Source organism: Coprococcus sp. AF16-5, from assembly GCF_003479365.1.
GTDB lineage: Bacteria > Bacillota > Clostridia > Lachnospirales > Lachnospiraceae > Coprococcus > Coprococcus aceti.
In genome coordinates this window covers 107893-125779 of the sequence record NZ_QUGZ01000006.1, presented here as the reverse complement: position 1 = coordinate 125779, position 17887 = coordinate 107893, and the positions used below count along the sequence as shown (strand labels likewise).

At 47.1% G+C, this 17887-nt stretch carries 15 protein-coding genes; 1 reads left to right on the top strand and 14 read right to left on the bottom strand.

Going from position 1 to position 17887, the window contains the following annotated elements; genetic code table 11:
- Window positions 1–4: 4 nt before the first annotated feature.
- From DWW70_RS13275 to DWW70_RS13240, 8 genes are all read right to left on the bottom strand, one after another.
- Window positions 5–841, bottom strand: coding sequence for a carbohydrate ABC transporter permease (locus tag DWW70_RS13275; protein ID WP_118650028.1), 837 nt, complete (start codon window positions 839–841; stop codon window positions 5–7).
- A complete protein-coding gene (locus tag DWW70_RS13270; RefSeq protein WP_044998090.1) occupies window positions 841–1737 on the bottom strand; it encodes a carbohydrate ABC transporter permease in 897 nt (298 codons plus the stop codon). The genes DWW70_RS13275 and DWW70_RS13270 overlap by 1 nt, the downstream gene beginning before the upstream one ends.
- A 188-nt stretch (window positions 1738–1925) precedes the next feature.
- Window positions 1926–3404: an ABC transporter substrate-binding protein gene (locus DWW70_RS13265; protein ID WP_055145494.1), complete on the bottom strand. Its 1479-nt coding sequence runs from the start codon at window positions 3402–3404 to the stop codon at window positions 1926–1928.
- Window positions 3405–3684: 280 nt separating this feature from the next.
- Window positions 3685–4746, bottom strand: coding sequence for a LacI family DNA-binding transcriptional regulator (locus DWW70_RS13260; RefSeq protein ID WP_055145491.1), 1062 nt, complete (start codon window positions 4744–4746; stop codon window positions 3685–3687).
- Between the two features lie 111 nt (window positions 4747–4857).
- Window positions 4858–6348, bottom strand: a complete 1491-nt coding sequence (locus DWW70_RS13255) for an AAA family ATPase (RefSeq protein WP_118650027.1) — start codon at window positions 6346–6348, stop codon at window positions 4858–4860.
- A gap of 70 nt (window positions 6349–6418) precedes the next feature.
- Window positions 6419–7948 carry an MATE family efflux transporter gene (locus DWW70_RS13250; RefSeq protein ID WP_118650026.1) on the bottom strand — a complete coding sequence of 510 codons (1530 nt, stop codon included), beginning with the start codon at window positions 7946–7948 and terminating at the stop codon, window positions 6419–6421.
- Window positions 7941–9119 (bottom strand): MalY/PatB family protein, encoded by a 1179-nt coding sequence (locus DWW70_RS13245; protein ID WP_118650025.1) that lies wholly within the window; start codon window positions 9117–9119, stop codon window positions 7941–7943. The genes DWW70_RS13250 and DWW70_RS13245 overlap by 8 nt, the downstream gene beginning before the upstream one ends.
- A gap of 281 nt (window positions 9120–9400) precedes the next feature.
- Window positions 9401–10258, bottom strand: a complete 858-nt coding sequence (locus tag DWW70_RS13240) for a DUF3737 family protein (RefSeq protein WP_118650024.1) — start codon at window positions 10256–10258, stop codon at window positions 9401–9403.
- Between the two features lie 290 nt (window positions 10259–10548).
- Here DWW70_RS13240 and DWW70_RS13235 point away from each other — a divergent pair, with 290 nt between their 5' ends.
- Complete coding sequence (locus DWW70_RS13235; protein ID WP_015534741.1) at window positions 10549–10977, top strand: DUF3592 domain-containing protein; 429 nt, start codon at window positions 10549–10551, stop codon at window positions 10975–10977.
- A gap of 19 nt (window positions 10978–10996) precedes the next feature.
- On the opposite strand, the gene DWW70_RS13230 is transcribed toward DWW70_RS13235, so the two are convergent.
- The 6 genes from DWW70_RS13230 to cobA all read right to left on the bottom strand — a co-directional run bounded on the left by DWW70_RS13230 (window position 10997) and on the right by cobA (window position 17797).
- Window positions 10997–11752, bottom strand: a complete 756-nt coding sequence (locus DWW70_RS13230) for a tRNA threonylcarbamoyladenosine dehydratase (RefSeq protein ID WP_118650023.1) — start codon at window positions 11750–11752, stop codon at window positions 10997–10999.
- Window positions 11753–11846: 94 nt separating this feature from the next.
- Window positions 11847–12281, bottom strand: coding sequence for an RrF2 family transcriptional regulator (locus DWW70_RS13225; protein ID WP_118650022.1), 435 nt, complete (start codon window positions 12279–12281; stop codon window positions 11847–11849).
- Window positions 12282–12475: 194 nt separating this feature from the next.
- The gene (locus DWW70_RS13220; protein ID WP_118650021.1) at window positions 12476–13426 is read right to left on the bottom strand and encodes an NAD(P)/FAD-dependent oxidoreductase; all 951 of its coding nucleotides are present in this window, start codon (window positions 13424–13426) and stop codon (window positions 12476–12478) included.
- A gap of 334 nt (window positions 13427–13760) precedes the next feature.
- Window positions 13761–15038, bottom strand: coding sequence for a glutamate-1-semialdehyde 2,1-aminomutase (gene hemL / locus DWW70_RS13215; RefSeq protein WP_118650020.1), 1278 nt, complete (start codon window positions 15036–15038; stop codon window positions 13761–13763).
- 172 nt (window positions 15039–15210) lie between these two features.
- Complete coding sequence (hemB, locus tag DWW70_RS13210) at window positions 15211–16203, bottom strand: porphobilinogen synthase (protein WP_117875209.1); 993 nt, start codon at window positions 16201–16203, stop codon at window positions 15211–15213.
- A 1-nt stretch (window position 16204) separates the two neighbouring features.
- Window positions 16205–17797: a uroporphyrinogen-III C-methyltransferase gene (gene cobA / locus DWW70_RS13205; protein ID WP_118650019.1), complete on the bottom strand. Its 1593-nt coding sequence runs from the start codon at window positions 17795–17797 to the stop codon at window positions 16205–16207.
- Window positions 17798–17887 lie beyond the last annotated feature (90 nt).

Sequence of the window (17887 nt, the reverse complement as noted above, 5' to 3'; positions counted from 1 at the left end):
ATGTTTATCCTTTCACAGCTCCGGCTGAAATTCCCTCGATGATATTCTTCTGAAGAATGATGAATATGATCACAATAGGGATGATACAGAGAAGTACTGCAGGGAAGATGAGCTCCCATGGATTTCCGTACTGTCCTGACAGACTCTTTGCATAATATAAGCTCAGCGTGAGCGTCTTTTTGTCGTTATTTCCTATTACGAGGAATGGAAGAAGGTAATCGTTCCATATCCACACTGCATTTGTGATGACAACTGTCATGGTCGTCGGCTTTAAGAGCGGCATGACCACATATCTGTATATCTGGAATATATTTGCTCCATCGAGCATGGCTGCCTCCTCAAGTGACAGCGGAATACTCTTGATGAATCCTCTGTACAGCAGAACCGACATACTGATTCCAAAGCCTCCGTACATGAGGATCAGACCCGGTGTGTTCTTGAGTCCCAGCTTGTCCATAAGTGATACCAATGGGTACATAACTGACTGGAAAGGTATGAGCATGGCTGCTGTGTACGCGATGAAGAGTATATTTGCCACTTTGGAATCTGTTCTGGCAATTGCCCATGCGGCAAATGAAGATATGAACACGATAAGTGCCACAGCTGCAACTGTTATGAGTACTGTCTGAAGCAGGCTGCTGCCGAGATTTATCTGCTCAGCTGCATTCTTCAGATAGTCCAGATTCCACGACTTCGGGAGAGCTATTGGAGATGATACTATCTCCTGCTGTCCCTTGAATGAATTGACGATCAGGAACCATATCGGGAATATGGTCACGATTGCCAATACAGCGAGTATAACCACTATGATTGCTCTTTTGATCTTGCCTTTTACTCCCATTATGATTCGATCTCCTTTCTCTTAGTGATCATTACCTGAGCTATAGATATAACTGCAATGATAACGAAGAATATAACTGCCTGTGCCTGCGCCTCTCCATATGCCGGAGGTGAACTCTCTCTTACTGTTTTCAGTATCATGTAGGATATCATGGTCGTTCCGAAATTGCCCTCTGTCAGTGAAACATTGAGGTCGAGCATCTTGAAGCTGTTTGCCAGTGACATGAAGAGAACTATCGTAAATGAAGGCATGAGAAGCGGAAGTGTGATCTTCCTGAAGCTTGTCCAGCCTGTGGCTCCATCTATTCTGGCAGCCTCATAAATATCCTCAGAAATATTGTTGAGTCCGTTGAGGTAGATTATCAGGTAGTAACCTGCAACCTGCCATACTCCGACAATGGCATATGCCAGAAGTGCCTTCCACTGATTCTGAAGCATGTTGTTGAGCACCTCTACATGTACCACGCCATCTGTTCCAAACAGTGTCTGTGAAAATACATTTTCAAATATGAAACGCCATACATAACCCATGGCAAGCATTCCAAGTACATACGGAAGGAACAGTACCGTTCTGAAAAGTCCCTTGCCCTTGGTGAGCTTCTTGATCATGAGTGCCAGAAGAAGACTGACAACATTCTGTGCTATTACTGCAAGTACAGCATATATGGCCGTGTATCCAAGTGACTGAAGGAAATCCTTTGACTTGAATATGCTTGTATAATTCTTAAGTCCCACCAGTGCGTTCCACCAGTGCTCCCCACCTACGAAGTATGAACCTCTCCACTCAGTGAAGGAGTAGATCACACCCTCTATAAAAGGAACTATGATAACCAGCAGAAACAACACTATAGAAGGCAGAACCATAAACCAGAATTTTCTTTTGTAAAATCTTTTCATAGTTTTTCCTTTCCTACATTTAGCACCAGCCATGCAAAATTTGCCTTCGTTGTATGATCGCATTGCTTCGCAATGCGATAGGTCGTCGATGCCATTTTAAGATGTGGCTTCGCCACATGGGCATCTCCTCGGTCAAGGCTGGTGCTGCCTGTCAGATTCCCATCGGGAATCTGACATATCTTAAACTACTACTCTTTGATGCTGTCCTTCCACTTTGTCAGTGCATCTTCCACACCTGTTCTTATAGTGTTTTCATCCCACTGATCAGGATTTGTAAACAACTGCTCCTGAATAGTTGCACCGATGGTGTTGAGTCCCCATGACTCAGGGAAAGCATCGAAGTCATTGCCCATCACAAGGTCATTGCTCATATAGTATACAAGTGAATTGCTGAGCGGATTCTCAAGCTTCTCGCTCTCGTCTGCGTTGAATGGGACAAATGCGAATTTGTTTGTGATGTAATCTTTTCCTGTATCTGATGTGTAGAGCCATACAAGGAAGTCCTCAGCGGCCTTCTGCTCCTCTTCTGAATCCTTCTTGTTGATAACGTAATACTGTGAAACGAACTCAGGGATTGAGCTGTTCATCTTGTCAACTGTAACGCCCTCAGCTGAGATGTCACTCTGCTCAAGGTTGACCTTCATTGGGAGCATCGTAAGTCTTGATGCCTTGTCTGCATCCACACCTGCGATGGTTCCGTATACCCAGTTACCCTGCTTGATGAACATTGCCTTACCCTCGGCAAATGTCTGAACTGCCTGATCATATCCTGTCACTGTTGAGTTGATGTACTCTGATCCACGCTCTACCTTGCCGCTTGGTCCTGCTGTGTAGCTTGAAAGCATGTCAAGCTCCTGAACCATCTTTACAAGTGGCTCCTCAAGCTTATCAACATCTTCATTTGTAGCTGCTGCCGTTGCATTGTAGTTAGGGAATACTGCATTCAGTGCGTAGTTTGTATAGTGGTTTGCATATGTCCACTTCTCTGCGCCTGCGATTGCAAATACTCCGTTCATGTTCTCTGTTGTGGCTGTCTTGTCCTTTGCCGTGGTGTATGCATTGCCTGAAAGTGTAACCTTCTCACCACCCTTGCCGTTTATGTAATCATCGATTGCCTTGATCATGCCTGTGAACTCTTCATAATTGGCACTTCTGTAATCAGCGACAAATGCGTCTGCGCTGTCAAGTCCAAATACATCACATATCATCTGCGTATCTGCGATAAGTCCGTAACCCTCTACGTTGTAAGGGATTCCGCAGCTTGCTCCGCTCTCATCTGCGAGCTGCATGCTCTCTGGAATTGAATCGTAGATTGACTTTAACTCCTCATTCTTTACTGATGTTGATGGAAGTACAAATCCGCCCTCGTTCCACTCTGTGAACTGTGCCTGATTTATCGCGTACAGTGTAGGATAGTTCTTGGAATTCATCTCAGATCTGAGTGTCTCCATGGTCTCCTGTGTACCACATGTGTAAACCTTAACCTTAACTCCTGTCTCTGTCTCATAATCCTTGCACAGATCCTGGATACTGTCTGCGATCTCGGACTTTGTGTTGTAAATATACAGATCGTAATCCTTCTTTGCTGAACCACATCCTGTCATGGATGCAAGTCCCAGCATCATTGCTGCTGAAAGTGCACATGCTACTAATTTCTTTGCTCTCATAACCTTTTCTCCTTTTCTTGCTTTGAATTTTCCCTCTTGTTAATTCTCGCTATCATTCATATTGTTCCGATAAAACACATTTCATAAGCGCTTAAATGAAACATGTTTCATTTGCATTAAGATTATCATATGAAACATGTTTCGTCAATAGGGGATTTATAGATTTTTGTATTTTGTGCTCTTAGTAAGTTTTTTATGTTTTGTACCCACACAAAAAAGAAGTTCATGATTTTTGAGTGGCACCTCATTTTCTCTTCATGAACTTCTTTTCGTAATCATACTATAAAGTTGTATCGCCTTTTTCTACGCTCACCGGAAGTAGTATAAGATTTCCGTCTATATGTGTGTTTCTCTCTTTTGCGCTGTCGATCTGATCTGCGGTTGCACTTTCAACCTGTCCTTCGGCATCATCTTCCTCCTCCGGTCCGTCGATCATCTCCATAAGCTGGCGTACTGCCTCCTGGGCGATCTCCTTGTACGGCTGATGTATCGATGTGAGCCTTGTCGTGCTGGCGTTGGTTATGTACGTTCCGTCGTATGCCACGATCGCCAGGTCATCAGGAATCTTTTTGCCTATGGCAAGTGCCGCCTTAAGGAATGCTATCGCCGGCATGTCTGCGGCAAATATTCCGTCCACGTCAGGATACTCCTCCAGTATGCATTTTGCCATCTCAAAATATCCATGAAAATCAAAGTCGTTCCACTGTATTGGAACTCGTCTGGATTTTATCCCATTCTCGGCAAGGACTCTATCTAGTTCCTCATGGCACTCAAATGACATGATATTCTTATCTACCTTGATTCCTGATATGTGGATGACATATTTGCATCCACTGTTTATAAATTCCTGGGCAGCAAGCTGTCCGCCCATCTTGTGATCCGACACTACGACAGGAAATTTGCTGCCAACCTTATAATCCAGCATGACCATCGGCTTATCTATCTTCTGGTATTCCTTCGCCGTACATGCCGACGTTCCGCATATGATCCCATCCACGATGTTGGACTTTAACAGCTTGAAACACTCCTTCTCCCTCTGCTTGTCATCGGATGTTGAAAAAAGCATAAACTTGTATTTCTTCTCATAAAGTATCTTTTCTATCTCCGATGCCAGTGATGAAAACCATGGGTGCTGGATATTTGGAACCAACATCGCAATGGAGTTTGATCTGCCCTTGAACATGCCTCGCGCAAGCTCATTTGGAACATAATCCAGTTTCTTCATCGCATCTTCTATCTTCTTCTGAGTCTCAGGTTCAACATTTGCCGTGCCGTTGATAAGTCTCGACACCGTGCAGATGGCGACCCCCGCCTCCTTCGCAACGTCTCTTATACTTGCCATATATAAATATACTCTCCTTATGAATTTCAGACTGTAGTCCATGAAACTTGTTTCATAAGAAGAGTATACCATAATACTTTCCGTAATGTAAATTGTGTAATATGACGATAATCAGCTCAAAAGCTCCTCTATCATAGCTCCGTCAAATGTCACGCTCTGAACGTGATTTACCTCGATCTGGTAAAGCGCATGTGCAACTATGTGCTCTGCAGCCTGCTCTATATCTCTGATTCCGGTCACGCCGTCGCACTTCTTGATGACAGCATCCACGCCGTCTGGAAGGATGATGCACTCGCTCCCTTCAAGTCCGATGCGCTTGAGCACCTTCGGCAGGACAAATTTGTTGAATATCTCCTTCTTCTCATCCGGGGTGTAATCCGGTATGTCTATGACAGCAAATCTCGACATGATAGGCTTGCTGATGTTCTCCTTGTCATTTGCCGTTGCTATAGGGTATACACCGTTTGTCGGGATCATGCACTCCATGTAGTTGTCGGTAAATCCCAGGTTGTCCAGCAGTGTCAGCAGTACATCCGCAGGATTGCCGTTGCCCTTGCCAGAGTTTGCCTTGTCCAGCTCATTGATGATGAATACAAGATTGGACTCGCCCGCCTGTGAAAATGCTTCCATGATGATTCCCGGCTTGGCATTTGAATATACTCTTGAGCTTCCTGTCAGCTGCTCCGGGTCATTGATCGAACTCATGTCAAGGGTCGTCCATGGAAGTCTCAGTATTCTCGCAACTGCGTAGGCTATCTGTGACTTTCCTGTTCCGGCAGGTCCGCAGAGCAGAAGTCCGTATGCAGGAAGGGTATGTGTACGGTTGATCTGGATGATGGTCTCGATAATCCTCTGCTTAACCTTCTCCATTCCGTAGAGTTCTTCGTCCAGTATTCTTCTCGCCTCATCGGGATCTATCGCCTCAAAATAATTGCTCTTCCACCTGATGTTCATCGCCATGGAAAGTGCTCTCTGCGCGTGGCGTCTCTCCTCCGGGGATACCTCGCTGGATCTCGCAACCGCAAGATTTCTTCTGGCCCACAGTCTTATATTGTCAGGAAGTGTTCTTCCGGCGCAGTGCATGAAGTCAATGATACTCTGCATGCTTGTGAGCTTCATGTCATCGCCAAGTGCCTCCTCCTCTTCTTCCTCCTCGGATTTCTCTTCCTCCGAAGGGGCATCGCTGGCAAGAAGTCTCTCTATCATAAACTGCAGGAATCCATCATTTGCCGAGAGCTTTGATCCGCCGCCAAACTCAGTCTCCCTTATCTTGTACACTGCGTAGCCCTCCGGTCTGTTCTCTCCCGACAGACGGACGTTGATGTGATTTTCGCCGAGCCATTTGAGAAGGCTTACAAATCTCGCATCTATCTTCATTATGTCGGCGGACTGAACTCCGTCCACCTCGTCAAATTCAAATGCTGTCCTTTTGATCGGATTGGTGAACTTTCCGCTGGAGTGGTGAGCCCACTTCCTGGTCGTGTTCTCAAGGATCATGATCGGCTTCTCCGCTGTTGCTGTAGACTCCGAAGACTGGAACGTCTCATATGTAACTATGTTCTTATTCTTGTTGTCACTTCCGCTGAAATCAAATACTGGCATATTTTCCTCCCTGTTTAATGGTGTTTTATTGCAAGTTTAATCATACCTTGCAATTATAAAACATCATATTTTATTTTTCTTCAAACACCCGCATCCATCTTTCCCGTTTAAGCCTTGTGGTGAACAGGATTCCCCTGAAACAGAGCTCCACGCACATGGCGATCCATACACCATAGAGCCCCACCCTCGGTGCAAGTATAGCTGCAAGCGGTATCCGCACACACCACATACTTGCAAAGTTCATGCAGCTTGGGACCAGAGTGTCCCCGGCTCCCCTGAGTGCCCCCGATGCAACTATGGATGCAGCGTAAAATGGCTCGGCAAATGCTTCTATCCTCAGCACAGCCGCACCTAGATTTCTTATCTCCTCGTTCGGTGTCAGCACACCTATCATGGCCGGAGCTGCTATGTACATGAGAACTCCGCCAACGGTCATAACCGACACACCTAATCCCATTGTAATCCATGCCATCCTCCTGGACAACTGTTTTTGTCCGGCTCCCACGCATTGTCCCACAAGTGTGGTTGATGCCGCCTGTACTCCGTAGCCCGGCATGTAGCAGAAGCTCTCCGCAGTAACTGCAAATGAGTTGGCTGCGATGGCTATCGTTCCGAGCGGTGACACGATCTTTGTAGACATGACGTACGCCGAGCACATGACCATCTGCTCAAGCCCCACCGGCGCTCCTATCTTTACCGCTTTGACAAGTATATCCCTGTGAAATCTTAAGTGTTCGCCCTTTCTTAAGTGAAGTGTCTTGTTCTTCCAAAGAAGTGCTGTGACCATGATGGCACAGGTGACAGCCTCAGCCGTGATGGTTCCGAGCGCCGCACCTGCAACGCCAAGGTCAAGTCCCGGCATGGTAAATGTCAGTCCATTCATCGAGGTTTCAGACTGCACAAGTGTTGACAAATGGGAACCAAAGGCTCCTGCCTGAACCGTTCCTGCCATCTGAGAACCAACCAGCCTTACGCTGGATAAAAACGGAATACTTAAATTTACAATTCTTGTCGGAAATATAAAGAACAAATTAAAAATCACATCCATCACACAGCACATGACATTCAGTATGCCTGGTAGTCTCATATTTCCGGAGCTCTGGTGCATGCCGCCCGCTATGCTGTTCATCTGCAGAGCGGGAAGTCCCAGCATATACACAAGGAAATACTGGCTTGCCATCTTCTGTATAGCAGCTTCACCGCCGAGCCAGCTCGGAAGCGGTGTGCTTATCACTGCTGCAATGAGTGCGAGTATGACGCTTATGCACAGGGCTATTATGAGTCCCTGTTTCATGATATTTCTGGCAGATTTATCCTCACCGGCCCCCACAGCCTGGGCTATCTGCACAGTAAATCCTGTAGTCACCGCAATGCATAGCCCGCCAAACAGCCATGTCGTGGACGAGACAAGTCCGATGGCTCCCGATGCATTTGCACCAAGACGCCCCACCATGGATGCATCGATGTACTGCATGACAATGGACGAGATCTGGGCAAGGATCGCCGGGATGCTGAGCCTGACCGTAAGTCCTATCTGCTGGGATGCGGTCATGGACTTTCCAGATATCATGTCCTTCAGCAAGTTTTCACTGCTACTCATCTATATCTCCTTTTTCAAAATCACTGACACCCTTGGCAAGTCTCCTCATACCGTCTTCCACGGTTGATCTTGGACATGCAATGTTAAGTCTGATAAATGCTTTTCCGTTCTTGCCGTACGAAAGTCCCGGCGACATATAGAGCCCTGTGTTCTTCCTGATGAATGCTGAAAGCTGTTTTGCGTTGTCAGTTATCTTACTGCAGTCAAGCCAGAGAAGGTATGTTGCCTCCGAGTACACCACCTTCATGTCAGGGATATTCTCAGATACAAATTTTCTCACATACTGCTTGTTCTCATACAGATACTGCCTGAGACTGTCCAGCCACTCTCCGCCTTGTGTAAATGCTGCTATCGCCGCATCCACCGCAAATGCATTTGGCTCGGCTACCTCGTCTGTGTTCAGACCTCTCCACATCTTGTGTCTCAGGAATTTATCCGGAACCACTATGGCCGCAGTCTGTATTCCGGCTATGTTGAAGGTCTTTGTCGGCGCAATACAGGTCACACTTATATCCCTGCATGTGTCCGATGCCGTGGCAAATGGCACATACTCCTTGTCAGGATCGGTGAGATCGCAGTGTATCTCATCCGAGATGACCGTCACACCATACTTTGCGCAGAGCTCTCCCACATGGGCAAGTGTCTCCTTATCCCAGATCTTCCCCGCAGGATTCTGTGGATTGCAGAGTATCATGAGGCTGGTCTGTGGATCTGCAAGCTTTGCCTCAAGATCCTCAAAGTCCATGGCATATCCCTCGCCGTCGTATTTCAGAGGACTCTCCAATATATTTCGCCCATTGTTGTATATAGAATTGAAGAAAATATTGTAGACAGGGGTCTGCACTACAACATTCTCTGCGGGTGTGGTGAGCTTTCTCACCGCCGTTGATATGGCTGGAATGACTCCGGAGCAGAACACCAGCCAATCCCTGTCTATCGCAAATCCGTGTCTGCTGCCCCACCAGTTCACGTAGGCATCTGCCCACTCATCTGGGATGATGGAATATCCGAATATTCCGTGCTCCACCCGGGCTGACAGTGCCTTCCTGATGCACGGAGCCGTCTGGAAATCCATATCTGCCACCCACATTGGCAGTTCATTTTCCGGCACGTCCCATTTCAGGGAGCCTGTGCCGCGTCTGTCTATAACCTTGTCAAAATCAAACTTCATGTTTGTCCCTCCACTTCATGGAGAGATTCCGCGGCTGCTGTGGCAAACGGCTGGCACATATAGAGTACTCCATCACGTTCGTCTTCCCTCGCCTTGCTTTGCTTCTATCTGCACTGCGCTCTGCAAGCGATAAGGGCGTTGCTTGCGCCGCTCCGGCAAGAAGCAGCAATGCTCAGTCGACTTCACTACCGATTGAGCACTCTATATGTGCCAACTCGTTTCACCACAGCAGCCGCGGAATCTCATTTACGTTATGATATATCACAAAATCTTAAACTCGTTTAGTCCTGTACTATTATTTTCGTCTTTGACGGATCTACTTTGTCTTTTTCTATTATCAGGTTGTCAATGTGCTGGGCTTTGATGGTTCCTGATGTCGGGTTCATGACACTGTCTATCTTGCTGCAGATGTCGGCATCCACTGTTGAATATTCAAATGCAAGTGTTGTGTTGATGAGCTTGCAGTTCTTCATCACAAGGTTGTCAATGTAGCACATGCCCTGAAGGCTCTCGATGGTGCAGCTCACCAGGGTGAGGTTCTTTGCGTTCCAGCCAAGATACTCGCCCGATATGAATGAATCATATACGGTCACGTTCTCGGTATTCCAGAATGCATCCTTTGAAAGCAGATTGGAGTTTCTTATCTCCACATTCCTGCATCCGTCAAATGAATAGTTGCCGTCAAGCTTCAGGTCGTCTATCTTCATATTATTGCTGTTCATGGCAAAATAGTCGCCCTTTGCTGTCACATGATCTATGGTCACGTCATCGCAGCTCCAAAGGGTCTCCTCAGCATGGGTGAATGTCACATCCGTAAGCTCCAGACCTTTACATCTGCGGAAATTCTTTGGCGCCTGGATGAGTGCACGCCTCACCGCGCTATTATCAGTGTACCACACTCCGGCTCTCGCCATCTCAAACCAGTGACAATCCTCCGCAACAATGTTCTTGCTGTACCACAGTGGATACTTCCATTTGAACACGCTGCCGTACAGATTTATGCCGCGGCTCTCCTTAAGCGGAGACTCGCCGTCGTCAAATATCGTATCATATATATCGAGATTTTTTCCCATGAAAAGAGCTCTCTCACCTGTCAGAAACTCCTGTCTTATAATCTTCTTTTCTTCTTTATTATCCATCTCGTTCATCTTCCTTTTGTATATTCTCTATTATATTATTGGCCTATTATCACCATGTTATCACTTCTGGCAAATGCGAATATGACTGAGCTTATGACCACCATGAGTGGCAGTGCAAACAGTAATATATTTATTACCTGAAATTTGCTATATTAACAGACTTATCCTCTTAAATTAAGGGATTCTCAACCAGTCTTCTTTATATTATAATCTACACATACAAGTCCGACATGTAAATAGGGATCTCATGTCTGATATTTTGGGGAAACAACAATTTCAGGGGGTACATTATGATTTTAACATCGGGGGATTCTATCAGTATTTTTTTCAGACTATTACCTTATACGACTTACATTATTCCAATAGCATCATTCATCATAGCTGTGGTCATCGGCCTTTCCATACGGGGTAAGGCATGCCGTATCGAGCGGGACTATACCAGAACATCCGCCGATATCACATCTGTCAGAAGATTCAGTAAAAGAACCCATATCAACTATGAATACCGCGACCAGTCCGGAGTATTGCACAATGGTTTTCTTTCCGTCCGCGGTATAACAAATTACAACTCCATGTCGTCCATCGCAATATATTACAACCCGAATAATCCATCCGTATCTTATACGGAAAGAACTATGAACAGCGACAAAAATGCACCATTCATCTATGGTGGTGCTGTTCTGCTTGGAACTTTGGTATTTTTATGGAGAAGGCGCTGATTTCTCAGCGTCTTCTTTTTTATACCCTGATGAGATCCTTTGCCACCTCACCGGCTATGATAAGCCCTGCGACTGATGGCACAAATGCCACGCTGCCTGGGATGTCTCTGCGCTCTGTACATTTGTGTTCTGCACCCGGAGGACAAATGCAGTTGTTTCTGCAGCTTATCGCCATATCTTCGATCGGCCTTGTCGGAATCTCTTCCGAGTATACGACCTTGAGTTTCTTGACGCCCCTCTTCTTCAGCTCCCTTCTCATGACCTTCGCAAGCGGACACACCTTTGTCTTGTATATATCTGCAACCTTGAACTGGCTTCCGTCAAGCTTGTTTCCCGCACCCATGCTGCTGATGATTGGGATATTCTTCTCCTTGCACTTCATGACAAGAGCGATCTTGGCTGTCACGGTGTCCACCGCATCGACTACGTAGTCGTAGCTGTCCCAAGGAAAGTCATCCGCATTTTCCGGAAGGAAGAAACATTTGTGTACCTCAACCTCCACATTTGGATTGATGTCAAGCATCCTGTCCCTCATAACATCGGTCTTGTACCTACCAACTGTACTTCTGGTCGCTATGATCTGTCTGTTGAGATTGGTCAGACACACCTTGTCGTCATCTATCAGGTCAAATGCTCCGACGCCGCTTCTAACCAGCGCCTCGCATACATAGCCGCCAACTCCGCCTATTCCAAATACCGCTACCTTAGAGCCTGCCAGCTTGTCCATGGCTTCCTTGCCAAATAGCAGCTCTGTTCTCGAAAACTGTGTTAACATCTCTTATTCTCCTAATATGATATATATCCCACTACAACTATATACAAAATAAGTTTTTTTTCAACTGAAATCTTATTGCCCCTCCGTCCCTGATTTATATTGAGTACATGTATCCGATTCGGTCACTGTACTCCCGGGTAAGATCGGCGATGGTTTTGTTATCAAGGATATTGTTGATGGCAGTCTCAAGGTCATCCCACACCTCTCCGATGACATCGTTCATAACCATGTTGGTGTCGCCATCCTCATCAACTCGATTATCGATCGGTGATATCCTGCCCTCAATCGCCCTTAACACCATCCCAACCGTGATCTCCTCCGCTGGCATGTTCAGACTGTAACCGCCCCTCGGGCCTCTCACGCTCCTTAAATATCCTGCCTTTAGCAGAGAAGATGTAACCTGCTCAAGATATTTGTCAGACAATCCACATCTTCTGGCTACGGCTTTGACAGTAACCGTGCTGCCACTGTTTATCGATATATCTACCATGAGTCTCAATGCATATTGCCCCTTTGATGATATTAACATTTTTCCGCCTCCTGTTCATTGTTATATTTTACCTATAGAATTACTATGAATTAGTTTTATTTTTTTTGGCAGGGAGAAAACAGGTATGCATTTACATTCCATGCTTTATCTCCATGCCAATTGCTTCCCAATTATTCTATTTATTTTTTTGAGTATGTTTCTATATCGTTAATCATATATGCCGATCAGCTGTTTCAGTTATCCTTATTTTTTAACCCATTCAGGTATTCCTCTACATAATGGATAACTGCTGCACCGTCTCCGACTGCTGTCGCCACCTGGCGCACCGCCTTGGTCCTCACATCTCCCGCGGCAAATATTCCCTGTGTGCTGGTCTGTCCGGTCTCGCCTGCTGCAACGTAACCAGCGTCATCAAGCTCCACAACGTCACCGAGGAAGTCTGTGATAGGGCTTGTTCCTATTGCTATAAATACACCGGCTACCGGAAGTGTGAAATCGCGATTGACCTGTCCATCCGCTGCTGTCGGTGTCTTCACAGCAACCTTGAGCTCCAGCTTGCCCGGTGTTCCGCCTATCTCTGTCACCTGCGCAAATGGGTGGAATTCTATATTCTCAGTCTCAAGCACCTGCGCTCCGAGTATTTTCTCGCCTCTGAACTCATCTCTTCTGTGGATCAGATGTACCTTGCTGCACATCTTTGACAGATACAGGGCATCCTCAAGAGCTATATTACCTCCGCCCACAACTGCGACTTCTTTGTTCCTAAAGAACGCTCCATCACATGTGGCACAGTAAGAAACTCCTGCCCCTGTGAATTCCTCCTCACCGGGAACGCCAAGCTTTCTGTGCTTTGCGCCTGTGGCTATCAGAACCGCCTTTGTCTCTATGCTGCTGCCATCCTCCAGGCTGACCTTCTTGTGATCGCCGTGATCCTCGATGGCTGTCACCTCTCTGTCATCAAACTCCACGCCAAATGTATCCGCGTGTTCTCTGAACTTCATACCCATGTCAAAGCCGCTTATGCCCGGCAGCCCGAGGTAGTTGTCCACCTGCTCTGTATTCACGATCTGCCCGCCGGAGAATGCTTCCTTCTCCAGTACCACCACGTCCATCATCGCCCTCTTGGCGTAGACTGCGGCGGACAGACCCGCAGGGCCGCTGCCCACAATAACCAAATCTCTCATATTTCCTCCTTGTCGAAGAAGGTCGCTGTAATGTTTATGTGATGCTCCAAGGCTACGCACGACTCTGTCACCTTGTCTTAGCTCCTGACTACATTCGCTCCCGCCCCCCTATAAGGGCAAGGGGGCTCCCGCTCAGCAAGGAGCGACAAGCTTCCGTCGTCTATGTGCTACCCGCCTTTGGAGCATCACATAAACATGACAGCTTACTCTTCGATAACCGTTAGTTTTATTATGTTATTTCCAAACCACTCTTTTAATACTTATCTAATTATTTCTACAATATAGGAATATAAATTCCTTTTTAATGAGACATCTTCTGACCTACTAAGTCTCTCTAGTTCTCTTTGTATTTCTTTATCAGCTCACAGGTTTTGGATACGTCTTCCTTGCTGTGTGCGTAAGATACGAACATTGCCTCGAACTGTGATGGAGCAAGGTAGATTCCGTTGTCCAGCATGTATGAGAAATACTTTGCATACCTTGCGGTGTCGCTGGATATTGACGTGTCCATATCCACTACTTCCTGATCTGTGAAGAATACGCTCATCAGTGAGCCTATCTGGTTGACATGGACTGTGTCGCCAAATGTGCTTCTGACTGTGTCGGCTATCTGCCTTGTGCTCTTTTCTATCGCCGGATATATTGTATCCTTTTCCTGCTGGAGTATACGGAGCGTTGTAAGTCCCGCTGTCATGGCTATAGGATTGCCCGACAGGGTTCCCGCCTGGTATACTCCGCCAAGTGGTGCCACCATGCTCATGACATCGCGGCGTCCGCCGTATGCTCCCACCGGCATTCCGCCTCCGACTATCTTGCCAAGTGTTGTGAGATCAGGCTTTACCCCGAAGTATTCCTGGGCACCGCCAAGGCTGAGTCTGAAACCTGTGATGACCTCATCAAATATAAGAAGTGCGCCGTACTCATTTGTTATGTCCCTGAGGAACTGAAGGAATCCATCATGCGGTGGGACAACTCCCATATTTGCGGCAACCGGCTCGACCACGATTGCGGCAATGTCTTTGCCCTCCGCCTCAAATAACTTCTTTACGCTGTCCTCGTTGTTATACTCTGCTATGAGTGTATGCTGTGTATACGACTTTGGAACTCCCAGGCTGTCCGGAACTGACTGTGTAAGTGCCGCCGAGCCTGCCTTGACCAGAAGTCCATCACTGTGTCCGTGATAGCAGCCGCGGAACTTTACAATCTTGTCTCTGCCTGTAAATCCTCTCGCCACTCTGAGCGCACTCATCACTGCCTCTGTTCCCGAGTTGACCATTCGTGTCAGCTCCATTGACGGCATGAGCTCATTTATCAGCTCTGCGATCTCGAGCTCTTTCCTTGTCGGTGCGCCAAATGTAAGTCCGTCATCACAAGCCGCCTTCACCGCATCTATGACTCTGTCATCGGCATGCCCCAGAATTCCCGGGCCCCAGGAACAAACATAATCCACGTAGGAATTGCCATCCTCGTCAAATATATGTGAACCTTTTGCTTTCTTCATAAATACAGGTGTCCGTCCCACCGAGCCAAATGCCCTGACCGGTGAATTGACGCCGCCCGGAATTACCTTCTGTGATTTCTCAAATAGATCCTGTGAATTTGTCATTGCCATTCTTCTTTCTATAATTTATCGTCCTGTGTGACTTTTTTCTTTGTTTCATTTTGTTTTTCGCAAAGCTATGTTATTTTAGCCGTTTAGATACAATATTATATCTTTTTCTATTTTATATTCCAAATAGATAAAAACGTCTCGTTATACATAGAAACTATTGTCCTACTCAGCTCTATCTTCTTTTAAGTGTTGATGTCGCATTCTCCTCATCAAGCCAGTGTGCCACGTCTATAGCGTGATAGGTTATGATGATCCCTGCGCCGGCTCTCTTCATGGCTGTCATGTTCTCCATGACGATCCTCTTCTCGTCTATCCAGCCATTTGCCGCAGCTGCCTTGACCATGGAGTATTCGCCGCTGACATTGTACACCGCTATCGGATAGTCCGTGTGTTTTCTCACATCCTTGACTACATCCAGATAAGCAAGTGCCGGCTTGACCATGATTATGTCTGCTCCCTCGGCGATATCCGCCTCGCACTCTCTCAGAGCCTCCCTGCCATTTGCGGGATCCATCTGGTATGTCCTTCTGTCTCCAAACTGTGGTGCAGAATGTGCCGCATCGCGAAATGGTGCGTAGTAACCAGATGCAAATTTCGCACTGTAACCCATGATCAGTACATCCGTCAGCCCGTTGTCGTCAAGTGCCTTTCTGATGTATGCGGTGTGTCCATCCATCATATCCGACGGAGCCACCATGTCTGCGCCAGCCTTTGCAAGTGATACAGCCATCTTGCCCAGATATGGAAGAGTCTCATCGTTGAGTATCTTGCCGTCATGGATAATTCCGCAGTGACCGTGTGATGTGTACTCGCACAGACAAATGTCCGCTATGACTATCATGTCCGGATACAGCTCTTTTATCCTCCTGACCGCTTTCTGCATGATTCCCTGGTCGTCGTACGCACTGCTGCCCACCTCATCCTTGTGAGCCGGTATGCCGAACAGGAGAACCGCGCTGATTCCAGCGTCCGCCACTCTGCGAAGCTCCTCCTCAAATGTGTCGAGTGAATACTGGTATATTCCCGGCATGGAGTCTACCGGATTCTTGATCCCTGTGCCCTCCGCCACAAACATCGGATATACAAGATCCTCCTTGTTAACCCGGTTCTCTCTAACCATATTTCTGATGGCCTCGCTGCCACGAAGTCTTCTGAGTCTTATCATGTTACTGCCTCTTTTCTCTAAAATAATAATCACCGATGGCTGATATAAGGTGCTCGATATCACCGACCTTCGGAACTATATCCGCATGATAACCAGCTTTCTCCAAAGCCTTCTCTGTCACATTTCCAAGTGCTGCTATGCGGATGTTTTTCATTATATCATGAATTTTTAAAGTACTTTCTGTATTATTCGTATGCTCCCTGCATGAATCAACATCATTCGGCATATGATCCATGCCAGATCCATTTTCCTCTGCGTCAAGGACTTTCAGGAATCCCCTGACACCTGACGCGCTGACAAATGTGATCACATCCAGATCTTTCAGATACTGTATGCTCTCCATCCTGCGGCCAACCACATCATATACTGGAATCTCCTCGTATGTTACGCCGCCCTTATCAAGTATATCAAGCATTGTCTCGCTGCCCTGAACGGCTCTCGGAAGGAGAAGTTTCTCTCCGTCATTCATCACATTTGCAAGTCCCATAGCAAGAGCGCTTGTGGTGTACTCGTCCGGCACATAGTCCGCTATGTAGCCTTCGGATCTTAACGCATCCCTTGTTCCGGCACCGACCACCGCAAATTTCAGATGAGCCAGTTTTCTGACATCTATATTCCACTCCCTGAGCCATTTGAAAAACAGGGTTATGGTGTTCTGACTGGTAAATGCCAGCCAGCTGTAATCTTCTATATGTTCCAGAGCCACGCACAGCCTGTCCTTCTCCTCTGTCTGCTCCACACTCATATCCACTATGCTGTAGGACTGACCACCGAGCGCATCTATTGCAACTCTCATCTTCTCGCGAAGCTTTGGCGTTCCAACTAGTCCAACGTGGACATTCTGAAGCGGTCCTCTGTTCGGTGCAGTAAAATCCAGTGCTGCATTTTCACCCACGACTATGATCGCAGGAGATTCAAGCTTTGCCTCGTTCACCTTGTCCGCAATTGTCTGTATATCGCCGCGGACTATCCTCTGCCCTGGCATGGTTCCTTTGGAAATGACCGCGACCGGAGTATGTTCCTCCGCCCCAGTCTGAACAAGTCTCTCCATGATCTGTGGCAGTCTGTTCAGCCCCATCAGGAACACGCTTGTCCCTTCCTGATTTCTGATGTAGTCGTAGTCATCTAAACCACCTTCATCAGATCTGTGTATGTCCGCCCGCTTGTGTCCTGTTATCACGTGAAAGCTTCTGCTCGTTCCTCGGTGTGTCACCGGTATGCCGCACACCTCCGGAACCGCCACTGCGGATGTTATTCCCGGTATCACCTGAAATGGGATCCCCGCTTTTAGAAGTGCAGTCACTTCCTCGCCGCCTCTTCCAAACACAAATGGATCGCCACCTTTGAGGCGCACCACCATGTTGCCTTTGCGGCCTTCCTCAACAAGTATCTCGTTTATCTCAGGCTGCTTCTTGTAGTGGCTGCCCGCCTGTTTGCCGACGTATATCCTGCGGCAGTCCGGCTTCACCATCTCCAGAAGCTGATAGGTTCCAAGCCTGTCATATATGATTGCATCGCATTGTTTTATGAATTCCAGGCCCTTCACCGTGATGAGTCCCGGATCGCCGGGGCCTGCGCCTATCAAATATACCATTTTTTTGCTCTCCCATGCGCTGGGTGTGCTGGATTTGTGCCTGCTGGGCTACGCACAGCTCAATCATCTTGTCTTGCTTCTATCTGCACT

What these genes read in the sequence shown, in the direction of transcription:
- DWW70_RS13275 (WP_118650028.1), bottom strand. Translation starts at nt 841, where the DNA reads ATGGGAGTAAAAGGCAAGATCAAAAGAGCAATCATAGTGGTTATACTC.
- DWW70_RS13270 (WP_044998090.1), bottom strand. Translation starts at nt 1,737, where the DNA reads ATGAAAAGATTTTACAAAAGAAAATTCTGGTTTATGGTTCTGCCTTCT.
- DWW70_RS13265 (WP_055145494.1), bottom strand. Translation starts at nt 3,404, where the DNA reads ATGAGAGCAAAGAAATTAGTAGCATGTGCACTTTCAGCAGCAATGATG.
- DWW70_RS13260 (WP_055145491.1), bottom strand. Translation starts at nt 4,746, where the DNA reads ATGGCAAGTATAAGAGACGTTGCGAAGGAGGCGGGGGTCGCCATCTGC.
- DWW70_RS13255 (WP_118650027.1), bottom strand. Translation starts at nt 6,348, where the DNA reads ATGCCAGTATTTGATTTCAGCGGAAGTGACAACAAGAATAAGAACATA.
- DWW70_RS13250 (WP_118650026.1), bottom strand. Translation starts at nt 7,948, where the DNA reads ATGAGTAGCAGTGAAAACTTGCTGAAGGACATGATATCTGGAAAGTCC.
- DWW70_RS13245 (WP_118650025.1), bottom strand. Translation starts at nt 9,119, where the DNA reads ATGAAGTTTGATTTTGACAAGGTTATAGACAGACGCGGCACAGGCTCC.
- DWW70_RS13240 (WP_118650024.1), bottom strand. Translation starts at nt 10,258, where the DNA reads ATGGATAATAAAGAAGAAAAGAAGATTATAAGACAGGAGTTTCTGACA.
- DWW70_RS13235 (WP_015534741.1), top strand. Translation starts at nt 10,549, where the DNA reads ATGATTTTAACATCGGGGGATTCTATCAGTATTTTTTTCAGACTATTA.
- DWW70_RS13230 (WP_118650023.1), bottom strand. Translation starts at nt 11,752, where the DNA reads ATGTTAACACAGTTTTCGAGAACAGAGCTGCTATTTGGCAAGGAAGCC.
- DWW70_RS13225 (WP_118650022.1), bottom strand. Translation starts at nt 12,281, where the DNA reads ATGTTAATATCATCAAAGGGGCAATATGCATTGAGACTCATGGTAGAT.
- DWW70_RS13220 (WP_118650021.1), bottom strand. Translation starts at nt 13,426, where the DNA reads ATGAGAGATTTGGTTATTGTGGGCAGCGGCCCTGCGGGTCTGTCCGCC.
- hemL (WP_118650020.1), bottom strand. Translation starts at nt 15,038, where the DNA reads ATGGCAATGACAAATTCACAGGATCTATTTGAGAAATCACAGAAGGTA.
- hemB (WP_117875209.1), bottom strand. Translation starts at nt 16,203, where the DNA reads ATGATAAGACTCAGAAGACTTCGTGGCAGCGAGGCCATCAGAAATATG.
- cobA (WP_118650019.1), bottom strand. Translation starts at nt 17,797, where the DNA reads ATGGTATATTTGATAGGCGCAGGCCCCGGCGATCCGGGACTCATCACG.